Source organism: Rubritalea sp., from assembly GCF_051252225.1.
Classification (GTDB): Bacteria; Verrucomicrobiota; Verrucomicrobiia; order Verrucomicrobiales; family Akkermansiaceae; genus Rubritalea.
Genome location: NZ_JBPOGE010000014.1, coordinates 24,964 through 37,934, shown reverse-complemented (window position 1 = coordinate 37,934; position 12,971 = coordinate 24,964). Strand labels below are relative to the sequence as shown.

13 protein-coding genes are annotated in these 12,971 nt (G+C 46.5%); 10 read left to right on the top strand and 3 right to left on the bottom strand.

All coding sequences use genetic code 11. The features are described from left to right. Positions 1-4 precede the first annotated feature (4 nt). The 6 genes from ACSHX2_RS11905 to ACSHX2_RS11880 are packed head-to-tail and all read left to right on the top strand — an operon-like array spanning position 5 to position 5,138. Positions 5-787: a DUF3450 family protein gene (locus tag ACSHX2_RS11905; RefSeq protein WP_435693172.1), complete on the top strand. Its 783-nt coding sequence runs from the start codon at positions 5-7 to the stop codon at positions 785-787. Further along, the gene (locus ACSHX2_RS11900; protein WP_435693171.1) at positions 784-2,142 is read left to right on the top strand and encodes a MotA/TolQ/ExbB proton channel family protein; all 1,359 of its coding nucleotides are present in this window, start codon (positions 784-786) and stop codon (positions 2,140-2,142) included. The genes ACSHX2_RS11905 and ACSHX2_RS11900 overlap by 4 nt, the downstream gene beginning before the upstream one ends. Continuing rightward, complete coding sequence (locus ACSHX2_RS11895; RefSeq protein WP_435693170.1) at positions 2,142-2,684, top strand: MotA/TolQ/ExbB proton channel family protein; 543 nt, start codon at positions 2,142-2,144, stop codon at positions 2,682-2,684. The genes ACSHX2_RS11900 and ACSHX2_RS11895 overlap by 1 nt, the downstream gene beginning before the upstream one ends. Further along, the gene (locus ACSHX2_RS11890) at positions 2,681-3,088 is read left to right on the top strand and encodes an ExbD/TolR family protein (protein ID WP_435693169.1); all 408 of its coding nucleotides are present in this window, start codon (positions 2,681-2,683) and stop codon (positions 3,086-3,088) included. The genes ACSHX2_RS11895 and ACSHX2_RS11890 overlap by 4 nt, the downstream gene beginning before the upstream one ends. Further along, complete coding sequence (locus tag ACSHX2_RS11885) at positions 3,088-3,780, top strand: hypothetical protein (protein ID WP_435693168.1); 693 nt, start codon at positions 3,088-3,090, stop codon at positions 3,778-3,780. Before ACSHX2_RS11890 ends, ACSHX2_RS11885 begins: the two co-directional genes overlap by 1 nt. Beyond that, positions 3,777-5,138 (top strand): tetratricopeptide repeat protein, encoded by a 1,362-nt coding sequence (locus ACSHX2_RS11880; RefSeq protein WP_435693167.1) that lies wholly within the window; start codon positions 3,777-3,779, stop codon positions 5,136-5,138. Before ACSHX2_RS11885 ends, ACSHX2_RS11880 begins: the two co-directional genes overlap by 4 nt. Before the next feature lies 1 nt (position 5,139). Here ACSHX2_RS11880 and ACSHX2_RS11875 read toward each other — a convergent pair whose 3' ends face one another. After that, on the bottom strand, positions 5,140-6,132 hold the full coding sequence (locus ACSHX2_RS11875) for an aldo/keto reductase (protein WP_435693166.1): 993 nt from the start codon (positions 6,130-6,132) through the stop codon (positions 5,140-5,142). Positions 6,133-6,373: 241 nt separating this feature from the next. Between ACSHX2_RS11875 and clpB the strand changes: the two genes are divergently transcribed. After that, positions 6,374-8,947: an ATP-dependent chaperone ClpB gene (clpB, locus tag ACSHX2_RS11870; protein WP_435693165.1), complete on the top strand. Its 2,574-nt coding sequence runs from the start codon at positions 6,374-6,376 to the stop codon at positions 8,945-8,947. Between the two features lie 70 nt (positions 8,948-9,017). Here clpB and ACSHX2_RS11865 read toward each other — a convergent pair whose 3' ends face one another. Both ACSHX2_RS11865 and nadD read right to left on the bottom strand, forming a co-directional pair. Then, complete coding sequence (locus ACSHX2_RS11865) at positions 9,018-9,884, bottom strand: hypothetical protein (RefSeq protein ID WP_435693164.1); 867 nt, start codon at positions 9,882-9,884, stop codon at positions 9,018-9,020. Positions 9,885-9,940: 56 nt separating this feature from the next. Further along, positions 9,941-10,519: a nicotinate (nicotinamide) nucleotide adenylyltransferase gene (gene nadD / locus ACSHX2_RS11860; protein WP_435693163.1), complete on the bottom strand. Its 579-nt coding sequence runs from the start codon at positions 10,517-10,519 to the stop codon at positions 9,941-9,943. Between the two features lie 19 nt (positions 10,520-10,538). Between nadD and chrA the strand changes: the two genes are divergently transcribed. The 3 genes from chrA (at position 10,539) to ACSHX2_RS11845 (ending at position 12,939) form a co-directional block, all read left to right on the top strand. Beyond that, positions 10,539-11,720 carry a chromate efflux transporter gene (gene chrA / locus ACSHX2_RS11855; protein WP_435693162.1) on the top strand — a complete coding sequence of 394 codons (1,182 nt, stop codon included), beginning with the start codon at positions 10,539-10,541 and terminating at the stop codon, positions 11,718-11,720. Between the two features lie 116 nt (positions 11,721-11,836). Beyond that, on the top strand, positions 11,837-12,403 hold the full coding sequence (locus ACSHX2_RS11850; RefSeq protein WP_435693161.1) for a hypothetical protein: 567 nt from the start codon (positions 11,837-11,839) through the stop codon (positions 12,401-12,403). Positions 12,404-12,483: 80 nt separating this feature from the next. Beyond that, positions 12,484-12,939, top strand: a complete 456-nt coding sequence (locus tag ACSHX2_RS11845; protein ID WP_435693160.1) for a YiiD C-terminal domain-containing protein — start codon at positions 12,484-12,486, stop codon at positions 12,937-12,939. The last annotated feature ends 32 nt before the right edge of the window (positions 12,940-12,971 follow it).

Sequence of the window (12,971 nt, the reverse complement as noted above, 5' to 3'; positions counted from 1 at the left end):
GCCAATGATATCAAGTTTAGACATCTCAAAATATAATCTAGGGAGGTACGTTAGATTTCTTCTCGTAGTTGGTCTTAGTGTAGGGAAAACCTACGCTGTTGAGCCTGAAGCTGAGCTTTCACCAGCAGAAGCTAGAGCGATGGTCGGTGAGTGGGTTCAGCTTGAGAAGCTGATTTCTGGAGAGCAAAATGAATGGGAGCGTGAGGAAGCTGCTATGAGTGATCTTATCGAGCTCTACCAAACAGAAATCGAACTGATCGATGAAGAACTGGAAGCTGCTGGTGACTCGACTCTTGAGCTCGATGATAAGGCGGAGGCTTTGAAGCAACAAACTGCAGATTATCAAAAGCAACGCGAGGTTCTAGAGTTACAATGCCTAAAGCAGGCAATGCAGCTGGTCAGTCTTTCGAAGAGCTTTCCTCAGCCATTAAGGGATCAATTAAAACGAGAGATTTCTATTCTCGAAGATTCTGAGAGTACGCTTCGTGAACGTTCGATCGCCCTCTTAGATGCTCTCAAGGCTGCTGGACAATTTAACCGTACGATTACTTACAGTGATCTTGAGCAGCAAGTCGGAGGAACGACGAGGCAGCTTCGAGTTTTATATTTGGGACTAGGACAGGCATTTTACGTAAGTGGAGATATGGCAGGTATAGGAAAACCTGTTGATGGTTCCTGGCTGTGGCAGGAAGTTGAGGGTTCAAAGTCTAGCATCTCAAAGGCTATCGCTATCTATCAGAAGACAGCTCGCCCTGAATTAATCTCATTACCAGTGGAATTGAAATGAAACTAGCTATTCTAATTATACTATTTGGCTGTTCTGTTAGCCTCCACGCTCAGGATAAGAACGAGAAAGCTGTTGGGCTGTCAGCAAATGACCTTCAAGCGGATATTGATGATGCTCTTGGTCGACTCGCGCAACAAAGAGCTGCCGATACAGAAGGCCGTGTTGCGCTTGGCGGGAGAGTTGCGGAGCTAGAAAAGCAATTGCTCTCATTACGCCGGAAAAGAGATATCGCTCGTTTGAGTTCTGAGGGGCGTAAAGAGCTCCTGTATGAACTTGAAGTGAAGAAGGCTAAATTTGAAAAAGACTTCCATTATATGCGCGGCTTGTACCGTGACTTTGGTGTCCAGTTAGAAAATCAATTACAGCTTGGGCAAAAGCAGGAATACCAAGAGATAATTGATCTAGCGATTGAATCTGAATCGTCTTTGGTCGATCAAGCTGGCGTTGTCGATACAGCGTTGAGCCGTATAGACTCCGTGATAGGTGGCGAGCGCCGCAGTGCGGAAGTTGTATCTGCTGATCAAGTGATTCTTAAAGGAGAGGTGATTAACATCGGTCCAGCATCGTGGTTCCAAGAAGAAAATGGGTCTATAGCTGGAGTGGCTTATGCTGAGGGTGGTGCGTCACGTGCGCGACTGATTGAAGAAGACGGTAGCGAGGTTAAGGATTTATTTGCAGGCAATTCAGTGCAACTGAATATTGATGTGACTGGTGGTAAAGCACGTGCCATCGAGCAGATTCAGGGGGATTCAGGACGTCTTTTCGAAAAGGGTGGTACTTGGCTTTGGGTGATACTTTCCATAGCTCTTGTATCGGCTCTCTGTGGTGTGATGAAGTTCATGCAGCTTGTAAAAATCAAAGAACCGCGAACAGGCTGGGTAGCAGATATACTCACTGCTGTTCGTGCTGGTAAGTCTAGCGAAGCTGAGCTGCTAGCGAAGGAAGCGAAGCATCCCGTTGGTGAAGTTATATCGAATGCTTTAGCTTACACTTCCGCAGGAGCTGATGTGGTGGAAGAAGTTATCTATGAGCAACTCATTGGAGTGCAGTCTCAGTTACAGAAATGGCTGCCATTTATCGCTGTTACAGCAGCTACTGCACCTTTGTTAGGTTTGCTAGGTACCGTGTCAGGTATGATTCGCATGTTTAATGTGATAACGGTGACTGGAACGGGAGATGTGAAACCTATGGCTGGTGGTATTTCAGAGGCTCTCATTACCACTCTCTTTGGTTTGATCGTCGCTATTCCTGCATTGATTTTACATACGATGCTTTCTCGTAGGAGTAATGGTGTCGTTCAAAATACTGAAAAGTTAGGTCTTACATTCGTCAATGGCCTTAGAAAGTTGGGATAATGCAAGTAATCCATTCTATATTACAAGAATGCCAGACTCTGTTAGATCAGGGTGGTGTAGTCTTGTGGATTATCCTCGCTGTGGGAGTTTGGCTCTACACGATGTTGTTGGCAACTTGGAGAGCTGCATCTCCTTTATGTGATTATATCCGAGAGGGTGTGACTGCTGGGAGTGATTCAAAACGTTTTCTTCTGAATGAGTATACTATTTTCCAGTTAGACAAGTTGGCGTGGGTCGATCGTCGTATTCCTGTGATCGGGGTAATGATCGGAGTCTGTACCTTAGGTGGCTTGTTAGGAACAGTATCAGGTATGTTAGCGACTTTTGAAAATATGGCATCCGCTAGTCAGGCCGATCCTATGCAAAAAATAGCCTCGGGTATTTCTGAAGCATTGGTGACGACTCAGGCTGGTTTGTTGATCGCGCTTCCCGCGGCGTTCATGTTTGCTTTGTTGAAGAGTCGGGTGAGTGCTGTGCATGCATTACTAGAAGAAAACTTACATGCAGATCTTGCAGTTGCTAGTAGAGGGGGGGCGGTGTGAGACGCTTCCGTGGATTTACCCAGACCGATGAACAATCGAGCGAGATTAACATGTCTCCTTTGATTGATATCGTATTTATTCTGCTGATTTTCTTTGTGGTGACTACGGTTTTCATTGATGACCCCGGAGTTGAAATTAATAAACCCCAAGCCAGTTCCGCTGAGCAGTTAGAGAAGGAATCTGTTTTTTTAGCGGTGACTAGTGAAGGTGAGGTCTATTATGGTGGGCGGAATATTGGTCTCGAAGGTGTCACTGGTATTGTGGCATCAATGCTCGGTGAGGAGCCTGATAAACCAGTGATTATCCAAGGTGATGTCGATGCGACACATGGCCTAATCATGCAGGTAACTGATGCTGCTCAGTTAGGGGGAGCGAAGTCCATCTATAGTGCTACCGCGAAGTAATGAATCTGAAGAACATCATATTTGGTACAGCTGTCACGGTTCTCTTAGTTGTTGGCTTAGGTGCAACACGACTGATGAAAGTGGAAGAGCCAGTGGAAGAGTTAGATCTGATGGAGATCAAGCCGATTAGTTTGACGCCTCCGCCTGAGCCCATGTTAGTTGAACAAAACCAGGAGCTCGCGGAAACGGCGCCACCACCGCCATCGTTCGCGGATTTACGACCTAATTTATCGATTGATACGTTAGCATTACCTAGTGCAGATCAGCCAGTTTCTCCTGAGGTTGAGGTTGATTTATTCGCTAAAGATTTAGCTCCAGCTGACCTTCCTAGCCCGGTGAAAGCTAGGCCTAAATCAAAAACGGTGCAGGCGAAGTCATCTCCTAAAGTAAAAGCTCAAACGAGCCAAAGATCGATAGGTTCAGATGACTTGGACTCTACACCGCGCGTACTGCGACTCGGGCGATTCCGCTGGCCGAGCTCTGTACGTGACGAGCAGGTAAAGGCGAAAGTGATTGTCGAGATCGACAAAAATGGATCAGTCAAATTACTTAAAATTCAGTCCGTTTCACATCCAGCCTTTAACTCCATGTTGGCAAATCTGGTTCACGGTTGCCGATTCTCCATCCCTAAATATAAAGGGCAAAGCGTGAAAGTCGCTTATGCTTGGAACCTTATTTTACAGAAGCCATGATTTCGATTTTTAAACATAGTCTTTGTTACCTCTCAGTTCTTACCAGTTTGGCGCCAAGTCTATTCGCGGGAGAGCCATTACCTGTTTCTAAGGAATATTGGAATGATGCTAGTTTTGTATCTTCATTTAATGGGAGCTACAGAATCAATGCCCGTATCGAGCCGAGTGTGAGTTCTGAGCAGCGAGCACTGTTAGTTCAAGTGCAAGAGAAAATGAAAAATGGGCAGCGAGAAGCAGCCTTATCGTTACTAGTGAAGAGTTCACTGACAAAGAACTCCGCAGCACTTCTCTATAACCGTGGTAACATCGAGTTAGAACTAGGTAGCGTTGAGGACGCTATCAAGAGTTACGGTTTAGCGCTCGATAAGTTTCCTTCCTTCCGCAGAGCCTATAAGAATCTTGGAGCTGCTCAGATCCAGCTAGGCGAGTACGCAAAAGCTGAAGAGGTTCTTCGTGAGGCCGTTAAGTTAGGTGAACTAGATGGTTCAACCTTAGGTTTGTTAGGCTATTGTTACCTGCAGAAGGAACAATATGCTTCAGCACTGCAGGCATACAAAATGGCTCAACTTACCGAGCCTGATGTGATCGACTGGAAAGCCGGGCTAGCTCAATGTCTAGGTGAAGTAGGAGATGATGCTGAAGCTTTAGAATTACTAGAAGAGGTTGTCGAAGCTCGTCCGACTGAGATAAGTTATCAGCTTTTACTCGTTAATGTTCAGCTCAAACTGGATAAATATGAGGATGCTACAGCTGGACTTGAGCTGCTGAGGAAGCAGGGTTTGTTAGAGGGGGGGAATCTAGCCTTACTTGCTAGCCTCTACCTACGGGACGAAGATTTACGCATGGCTAAGCCAGTGATTGAAGAGCTTCGCCTAGAATTAGACTCTGAGTCGGTAGCTGGTTTCCTTCGGACGATCAATGAGGTCGTTTCACTGGCTGAGTGGGAGTATGCGAATGAGCTTTTAGGAGCAGTCGATGCGATTGATAAAAATACTTCTGAAGAGAATACCGTGAAGCGTATCAAGGCGTTTGTTTTGATTCAGAAAGGAGAAGAGGGCGCTGTGGAGTTGCTCGAAGAAGTGCTCAAGCTCGCCCCATTAGATGGAGAAGCTTTGATGATGCTAGCTGGGGTTAAGGCCAATGAGAAAGAGTATGAGCATGCAGCTCTACTCTATCAACGTGCAGAGAATATCCCAGCGATTCAGTACCGTGCCTTAGTAGAATCTGCAAAAATGCTTGTAACGCAGAAGCGTTATAAGTCTGCGCTTCAACAATTGATCGCGGCTCAAGAGCTCCAGCCATCAGAGTCTCTGGAAAAGTATCTGAATGCTGTGGAGTCGCTGGCCAAGTCTTGGTGAGCTAGACTATCGCGTTGATTGCAGCTAGCTCTTCACTGCTGAAGTTGAGGTTGCTAAGACAGGCTAGGTTCTCATTGAGCTGCTTAACACTACTTGCTCCAATGAGAGTGGAGGTGACTGCTGGATTCGCTAGTGTCCAAGCTAGAGCCATCTGGGCAAGGCTCTGGCCTCGACTCTTAGCTATTTCAGCGAGAGCTCTCACTTTTTCGAGGTTTTCTAATACCTGTTGTTCTTGGAGGAAGCCATGTGCTTTCGCTGCCCGTGAACTCTTAGGAATCCCTTCGAGGTATCTATCCGTAAGTTGCCCTTGGGAGAGTGGAGAAAAGGTGATGCATCCTACACCATACTCTAGAAGTGTGGCGCTGAGCTCTTCTTCAATCCACCGATCGAGTAAGGAGTAATTGGGTTGGTGGATTAGACAAGGTGTTCCAAGTTTACGCAGGATTCTGAATGCCTCAGCTGCCAGTGGTGCTGGGTAATTGGATATTCCTACATAGAGGGCTTTGCCTTGCTGCACAGCTGTAGCTAGTGCGCCCATCGACTCTTCTAATGGAGTTTCAGAGTCAGGGCGGTGGTGATAGAAAATGTCTACATAGTCTAATCCCATACGAGTGAGGGATTGGTCTAGAGAGTTGAGCATGTACTTGCGTGAACCCCACTCACCGTATGGACCGTCCCACATATGGTAGCCAGCTTTCGTAGAAACAACAATTTCGTGTCTATGGGCTGCAAAATTCTTAGTGAATAAGTCACCAAAATTCGTTTCTGCTGAGCCGGGAGGTGGACCGTAGTTATTCGCGAGGTCAAAATGGGTGATGCCAGAATCAAAAGCTCTTCGTAAAATAGCTTGAGCTGTGTCTAGGTCGTCCACGTCACCAAAGTTGTGCCATAAACCAAGGGATATCGCTGGGAGTTTTAGCCCACTTTTTCCGCAACGGTTATAAGGCATTCGACCGTCGTATCTTTCCGGAGTGGCAATGTGATTTTGTGGCATTTTCGTGATGAGCTTCTTGGTTTTTTCCTCTGTAGCAAACTACGAGATTCCTATCAAAATCTATCTTTCAATCGCTCCCTAATTACTCTATATAGAAAGTATTCACTCAGTGTGTCATGTTAGCTATTTTTTTGATCATAGTTAAAAGGTGTTAAAATAATTATTGTGATCAATTTGTTGTTATGTTACAAAACGTCCAAGAAAGAACGAAACGGCTCAAAAGAGCCAAACTATTTAAATTATGAACAAAATGACAATCAAGCTGCAGGAAGCACTGCAGCAAGCACAACAAACAGCGACTCGCTCGGGGAATCCTGAGCTAAAAGGTACGCATGTCTTGTTGGAACTACTCCAGCAAGAAGGAGGTATTGTTGTCCCTATCTTAGAAAGTGCGGGCATCGACCTCGTGAAATTAAAAGCAGGTGTGGTAAGCGCTTTGGCCTCAGAAACGAGCGTGAAAGGCAGCGCTAGCCAGCCACAGCCAAGCTATGGTTTGCGGACCACATTAGATGAAGCCGAACAGGCTCGAGAAAAGATGGGAGATGACTACCTGAGTGTAGAGCATTTTCTGATTGGAGCATTGAAGTCGGAAAGTCCAGCTGGGAAGATACTAGAGAAATCAGGTCTTACGCTGAAATCACTAGAGCAGTCTCTTAAAGCAGTACGCGGGAGCCAGAAAGTGACGGATGAAGACCCAGAGGGTAAATACCAATCTTTAGAAAAATACGGTACAGACCTGACCGCACGTGCTCGTGCTGGGAAGATTGATCCCGTGATTGGCCGTGATGAAGAAATTCGCCGCGTCATGCAGGTTCTTAGCCGCAGAACGAAGAATAACCCTGTGCTTATTGGCGACCCAGGTGTGGGTAAGACCGCTATTGTAGAGGGCTTGGCTCGAAGAATCGTTAGCGGTGATGTGCCAACATCGATGCAAGGTAAGCGTCTCATCTCCATGGATATTGGTGCGATGATTGCCGGCGCGAAGTATCGAGGTGAATTCGAAGACCGCCTCAAGGCATTTCTTAAAGAAGTGAGCGAGTCAAATGGTGAGATAATTCTCTTCATAGACGAGCTTCATACCATCGTGGGTGCAGGTGGAAGTGAAGGTGCAGTAGATGCGTCTAACATGCTCAAGCCTCAGCTAGCTAGGGGGGAGCTGAGAACCATAGGAGCGACTACGCTTGATGAGTATAAGAAATACATCGAAAAGGATGCAGCGCTTGAGCGCCGTTTCCAACCAGTGAAAGTGGGTGAGCCAAGTGTGGAGGACACTGTAGCGATTCTTCGTGGATTAAAAGAGCGCTATGAAGTGCACCATGGCGTGCGCATCACAGATAGTGCCATTGTCGCAGCTGCGACTTTGAGTGATCGTTACATTTCGGACCGTTTCCTACCTGATAAAGCTGTTGATCTAGTTGATGAAGCTGCGTCTCGATTGAAGATTGAGCTCGATTCTGTACCGACAGAAATTGATCAGATAGAACGCCAAGTAATCCAGTTAGAAATGGAACGTCAGGCTCTTGAGAAGGAGTCAGATGCAGCCAGCGCTAAACGCCTCGATAAGGTGAAAGAAGAGATGGCGAATCTGAAAGAGGAGTCAGATGGACTGATGGCGCAGTGGCGCAATGAAAAAGAAGTCATTGATGTCGTCAATAATGCTCAAGAGCGTATCGAAAAACTTAAAACTGAAGCGGAACAGGCTAAGCGGGATGGTGACCTGAGTAAGGCATCAGAAATCACTTACGGCCAAATTCCAGATGCTGAAAAAGAAGCCGAAGAAGCTAAACTGAAACTTGATGAAATCCAGAAGGCTGGCCGAATCTTGAATGAGGAGGTGACTGAAGAAGATATTTCCCGGGTTGTGGCGGTCTGGACTGGTATCCCGGTCAGCCGACTGCAGGAAGGGGAACGCTCGAAATTGGTCAAGATGGAATCACGTCTAGGAGAACGAGTCATAGGCCAGCGAAAAGCGATCGATGCCGTCTCAAATGCTGTTAGGCGCGCTCGTGCTGGACTGCAGGATGAAGATCGTCCGATCGGATCATTCTTATTCCTAGGCCCTACAGGTGTCGGTAAGACTGAGCTCTCAAAAGCCTTGGCAGAATTTCTCTTTGATGATGAGAATGCGATGGTGCGTATCGACATGTCTGAGTACATGGAGAAGCACGCCGTGTCTCGTTTGATAGGAGCGCCTCCAGGCTATGTTGGGTATGATGAAGGTGGACAGCTTTCTGAGCATGTGCGCCGGAAGCCTTATAGTGTGGTGCTTTTCGATGAGGTAGAGAAGGCACACCCGGATGTATTCAATGTTCTGTTACAAGTGTTAGATGATGGTCGTATTACCGACGGTCAGGGGCGCACTGTTGATTTCCGTAACACTGTATTGATTATGACATCGAATATCGGCAGCCAGTATATCATGGATGAAAGCAATGCTGAGCAACGAGAAGCGAAGGTCAATGAAGCGCTGCGTGCGCATTTCAGACCTGAGTTCCTCAACCGAATTGATGACACGATCATCTTCGATCGTCTTGATAAGGAGGAGCTCGGTAGTATTATCGGTCTTCAGCTAGATCGAGTCTGTAACCGCCTTGCTAAGCAGGGACTTAAAATTCAATTGAGCGACGCGCTTCGTAACTACATCGCGGAGCAGGGCTATGACCCTACCTACGGAGCTCGACCTCTCAAGCGTGCTATTCAGAAGTATCTATTAGACCCACTAAGTCTCGATGTACTCGATGGCAAGTTTGTCGAAGGGGACATGATCATAGCTGGACTCAGCGATGCTAATAAAGCTGTGTTCAGTAAAGAGTAAGTATAGCTTATAGCAAAAGGCCGCACTGGGAATCCAGTGCGGCCTTTTTAAATTCTAGAAAGAACGAAACTTACTCGCTTGGTTCGCCTTCATTGTGGGCGTTGTCGTTACCATAGTAACTCTTGATGTAGCCGTATTCGGTCATGGTGTCTTCCCATGATGCGATTTGTTGGCCATTAGCTGAATAAACGCGACGTCCTTTATTAAGCCAATTAAGACCATCTTCATCGTTGCCCTCGTAGTAATTGATAGCTGAGTTCGCATAGTAGTAATACGGGGAATCGTCCGTGTAATCATAAAGCTGAGCCATTCTCATAGCTTCGGCTGAATGCTGACTACGTTCTTCTTCAGTGAGGGATGAGTCCTTACTGAGAGCCATTTCACATAGCATGATCTTGAACTCAACTAGTCGACGCATCTGCGTGGCCTTTTCAGGCGCGAGTTCGAGTGTTTCTGCGAAGACTTCCAATGAGTAAGCCCATTCTTCAGCAACAAATGCAACTTCAGCGATATTAAACATGACGTTGAAGGACGGTCCTGTGATCTCTTTTGAAAGCTCGAATTGCTCTGTTGCTTTTGCGAAATCACGGAGCTCTACATAGCAGGCTCCTCGAAGGTTGATTGTTTGCGGGTCATCAGGGAAGATGTTAATGAGTTCACGCGAGGCCTCTAAGGCTTCGAAGATGCGTTTATTTTGAAAAAGCACACCAGCTTCGTTACGCTTTTTGAGGAAATTTAAACGTACCTCTTCAGGTAAGTTGCTAAATCCATCGATAGCTTCTTGGTAGCGAGCGTTTACTTGAGGGGTGGTGCTAGAGGGCTCAGCAGCTTTATCAATGGAAAGTGCAGTCTCAGCTCCATCTATTGAAGTGGTGTCTTGTGCAAAAAGGTGTGGTTGGCTCAGGAGCAATGCTGTAGCGATAGCAATTTTTTTCATTATTAAGGAAATTAAGTTTTATTTATTAGAGGGTGAATTCTCGTGAAATCAAGAAGCTACTTTGTATAGAGCTGCTTTTCTTTGATGTAGCTAGCTACTTTGGGGTGAAGCCAGCTTACTGAGCTTCCTGTTAGGATGTCTTTTCTTACTGCTGTAGCTGATGCAGGGTGGTGTCCGGTAAGCTGAATACACTGGAATCCTTCTTGGCTATGGTGGCGCTCAGTCCGATCGAAAACAATGATCTGGACGAGCTGCGCGAAGTGTTCGGCACGATCCCAGCGCGGTAGCGCATTCCACTGGTCGGTGCCCATGAGCCAATAGAGTTCGGCATCTGGGTAGAGTGATTTAAAGTGCTCGGCTGTACGCCAAGAATAGGAGGGGGGAGTTGACGTGAGGTCGTAGTCGTTGACTTCGGCCCAAGGGAGCTCCTCTGTGGCTAGCTGGCACATCTTTAGTCGATCAGTGGCTGAGGCTGATTCGACGCCGAGCTTGTGTGGTGATTGTTTACAAGGGAGAAAGATGACTTTATCTAGCGCTAGAGCAGACATGGCCTGGTGAGCGATGTGTGTGTGACCCAGATGAATAGGGTCAAATGTGCCACCAATGAGGCAGATTTTTGGTTGCGTAGATTTCATCGTACTTCTAAGGGATGGTATGCAATTTTTTAGCTGCTTCTGGACTGCACTCAAGCTTGGACTCACATCATTTGGTGGTCCTGTGGCGCATCTCGGTTATTTTCGAGATGCCTATGTTGTCAAGCTGGGCTGGATTAGTGAAGAGCGCTTCGCTGAGCTTTTAGCATTGTGTCAGTTTCTGCCAGGTCCAGCGAGTAGTCAGTTTGGTGCGGCTATTGGTTATGAGAAAGGTGGTTGGCTAGGTGCTGTAGGAGCGTGGGTTGGCTTTACTTTACCATCGGCGATTCTGATGGTGTTGCTAGCTCTCGGCTTGCAGCCGATTTCTGAATTACTTGGGGTGGGCTGGATCCACGGGCTCAAACTCGCGGCAGTCGCCATTGTTGCGCTCGCGGTGTTAGGTATGAAAAAGAGCCTTTGTAAGACGCCAGCGCATCATGTAATCGCATTGGCCTCTTTGCTTACGCTAGTTTTCACATCACAAGCATGGATGCAACCGCTGGTAATTGTTGTCGGTGGAGTCTTTGGGGCTATGTACTTTGCTGATTATAAAAACTATCAGGCACATCTTAGTGAGAAACGAGGCAAGCTACCAATGGTATGCTTAGTCGCAATTATTCTATTTTTCGTAAGTTTACTAGCACTGCCCGTACTGATGCGCATGGGGACAGGAGCTGAAGCAACAGCTGGATTATTGCGTGCTGGCTCATTGGTTTTTGGAGGTGGTCATGTGGTGCTCCCGCTGCTCGAGACTAGTTATGTGGATAAAGGTTTGATCTCTGAAGATGCATTTTTAGCTGGATATGGAGCAGCCCAGGCTGTGCCAGGGCCGATGTTCACTTTAGGCTCCTACCTCGGAGCGAAAGTGGGGGTTGGTGGGAATGTTTGGATGGGTGGCCTTATAGGAACTGTGGCGATTTTTGCGCCTGGGATGTTTCTTTTAGCATTAGGGATGCCTGTGTGGAATTGGCTCAAAGGAATGCCTCGTGCGCGAGGTGCTGTGAGCGGAGCAAATGCAGCAGTAGTTGGATTACTGGCAGCAGCCTTGATACAAATTCTTGGCTATACTTTGGATGCAGATTTAACAGTGACTCTCATCAACTTGGCGATAGTGCTGGTGCTGTTTTATCTCCATGGTTTTAAGAAAATGCCAGCTTGGTTAGTCGTGGTAGCAGCAGGGGTAGCTGGAGCTTTTTTATTCTAGATTCTAATCTGGATTTGAGGATCGTTTTTGGTGTAGTTAAGTAGGGTAAACTATTTATTCTTATTTAGTCCTGCACATTTGTGTTGAGTCGTTGTACTATTGCTAGACACAAGGTTATGCAATATTTCTACGATCTCTCATTGCTGGATGTTCAGAATTCTCTCAGCCACTGTTTAAGCACTCTCTATAATGAGTGTGAGTGCTCTGGTGATGCTGAGAGTAAGATTAGGAACGTATTTTGCATTGAAATAGATCTCACTGAACATGCCGCATTTCACGATGGTGTGCATGACTATGCATTGATGTTTTTCGAAAAGGGATGGAACGAACGCGTCTGGCAAATGAAGCTTTTCGAGAAGCGCCGAGATCTCAGCGCCATCACAACACGGGTCCTGCTAAGTACAAAGGCGACGAACAACCCTCCTCATGATCAGCATTTATTCACCTCGTCCAACCGCTATATCGACTTCGCCAATTTCAAGCAGCAGGCATTTTGCCGAGAGGTGCCCAAGTCGTTTAACCACTTATTTAACCAAAGGTTTGTGGGGTATTTAATGCGAAGCGAGAGAAGTTTCGAGGATGTTCACCGAATGTTTCATGTGTGTCGCTTAGAGGATGTGCTGCCCCATGATGAGGAGCATAAAGAATGTGCTCCTTATGCGGCTTACTGTATGAGCGCGTAATGATGCGCTCATCCTTACGATAGTTCATTGATTGATTATGGATCTAACGAGTACTCTGACTTAGCAAAGGGAATCAGACTATGAGTGAAGTGAATTTAAATGAAGTGCTGGAGTATGTGTACGAGCATATTCCCATTACCGAGCATCTAGGCGCGAAGTTAGAATACTATGACGGATCTGAACTTGAAGTGTCAGCTCCTCTCGAAGCGAATATAAATCATAGGAACTCAGCTTTTGGTGGTAGCATGTCAGCTATCGGAATTCTCTCGGGGTGGGCCTTATTGTTTATAAAAATGCGAGAGCTCGGACTCGCGAGTAAGTTGGTGATCCAGAGTTCTCAATTTCAATTTCTAGAACCAGTCGTGACTGATTTTGTGGCGCGTAGTTCCTTGCCTGATTCTCATCTATATCAGCGTTTCTTGAAAATATTGGCACGAAAGGGAAAAGCCAGAATTCGGGTAGAATCTTCGGTTTATGATTTAAATGGGATTTTATGTGGCACGCACACTGGTGAGTATGTTGCGATTCTGTTGTGAATAAAAAATACGTATAAAGATCTCTCAATGAG

What these genes read in the sequence shown, in the direction of transcription:
- ACSHX2_RS11865 (WP_435693164.1), bottom strand. Translation starts at nt 9,884, where the DNA reads ATGAAAAAAATTGCTATCGCTACAGCATTGCTCCTGAGCCAACCACAC.
- ACSHX2_RS11845 (WP_435693160.1), top strand. Translation starts at nt 12,484, where the DNA reads ATGAGTGAAGTGAATTTAAATGAAGTGCTGGAGTATGTGTACGAGCAT.
- ACSHX2_RS11895 (WP_435693170.1), top strand. Translation starts at nt 2,142, where the DNA reads ATGCAAGTAATCCATTCTATATTACAAGAATGCCAGACTCTGTTAGAT.
- clpB (WP_435693165.1), top strand. Translation starts at nt 6,374, where the DNA reads ATGAACAAAATGACAATCAAGCTGCAGGAAGCACTGCAGCAAGCACAA.
- ACSHX2_RS11880 (WP_435693167.1), top strand. Translation starts at nt 3,777, where the DNA reads ATGATTTCGATTTTTAAACATAGTCTTTGTTACCTCTCAGTTCTTACC.
- ACSHX2_RS11900 (WP_435693171.1), top strand. Translation starts at nt 784, where the DNA reads ATGAAACTAGCTATTCTAATTATACTATTTGGCTGTTCTGTTAGCCTC.
- ACSHX2_RS11885 (WP_435693168.1), top strand. Translation starts at nt 3,088, where the DNA reads ATGAATCTGAAGAACATCATATTTGGTACAGCTGTCACGGTTCTCTTA.
- ACSHX2_RS11875 (WP_435693166.1), bottom strand. Translation starts at nt 6,132, where the DNA reads ATGCCACAAAATCACATTGCCACTCCGGAAAGATACGACGGTCGAATG.
- ACSHX2_RS11850 (WP_435693161.1), top strand. Translation starts at nt 11,837, where the DNA reads ATGCAATATTTCTACGATCTCTCATTGCTGGATGTTCAGAATTCTCTC.
- nadD (WP_435693163.1), bottom strand. Translation starts at nt 10,519, where the DNA reads ATGAAATCTACGCAACCAAAAATCTGCCTCATTGGTGGCACATTTGAC.
- chrA (WP_435693162.1), top strand. Translation starts at nt 10,539, where the DNA reads ATGCAATTTTTTAGCTGCTTCTGGACTGCACTCAAGCTTGGACTCACA.
- ACSHX2_RS11905 (WP_435693172.1), top strand. Translation starts at nt 5, where the DNA reads ATGATATCAAGTTTAGACATCTCAAAATATAATCTAGGGAGGTACGTT.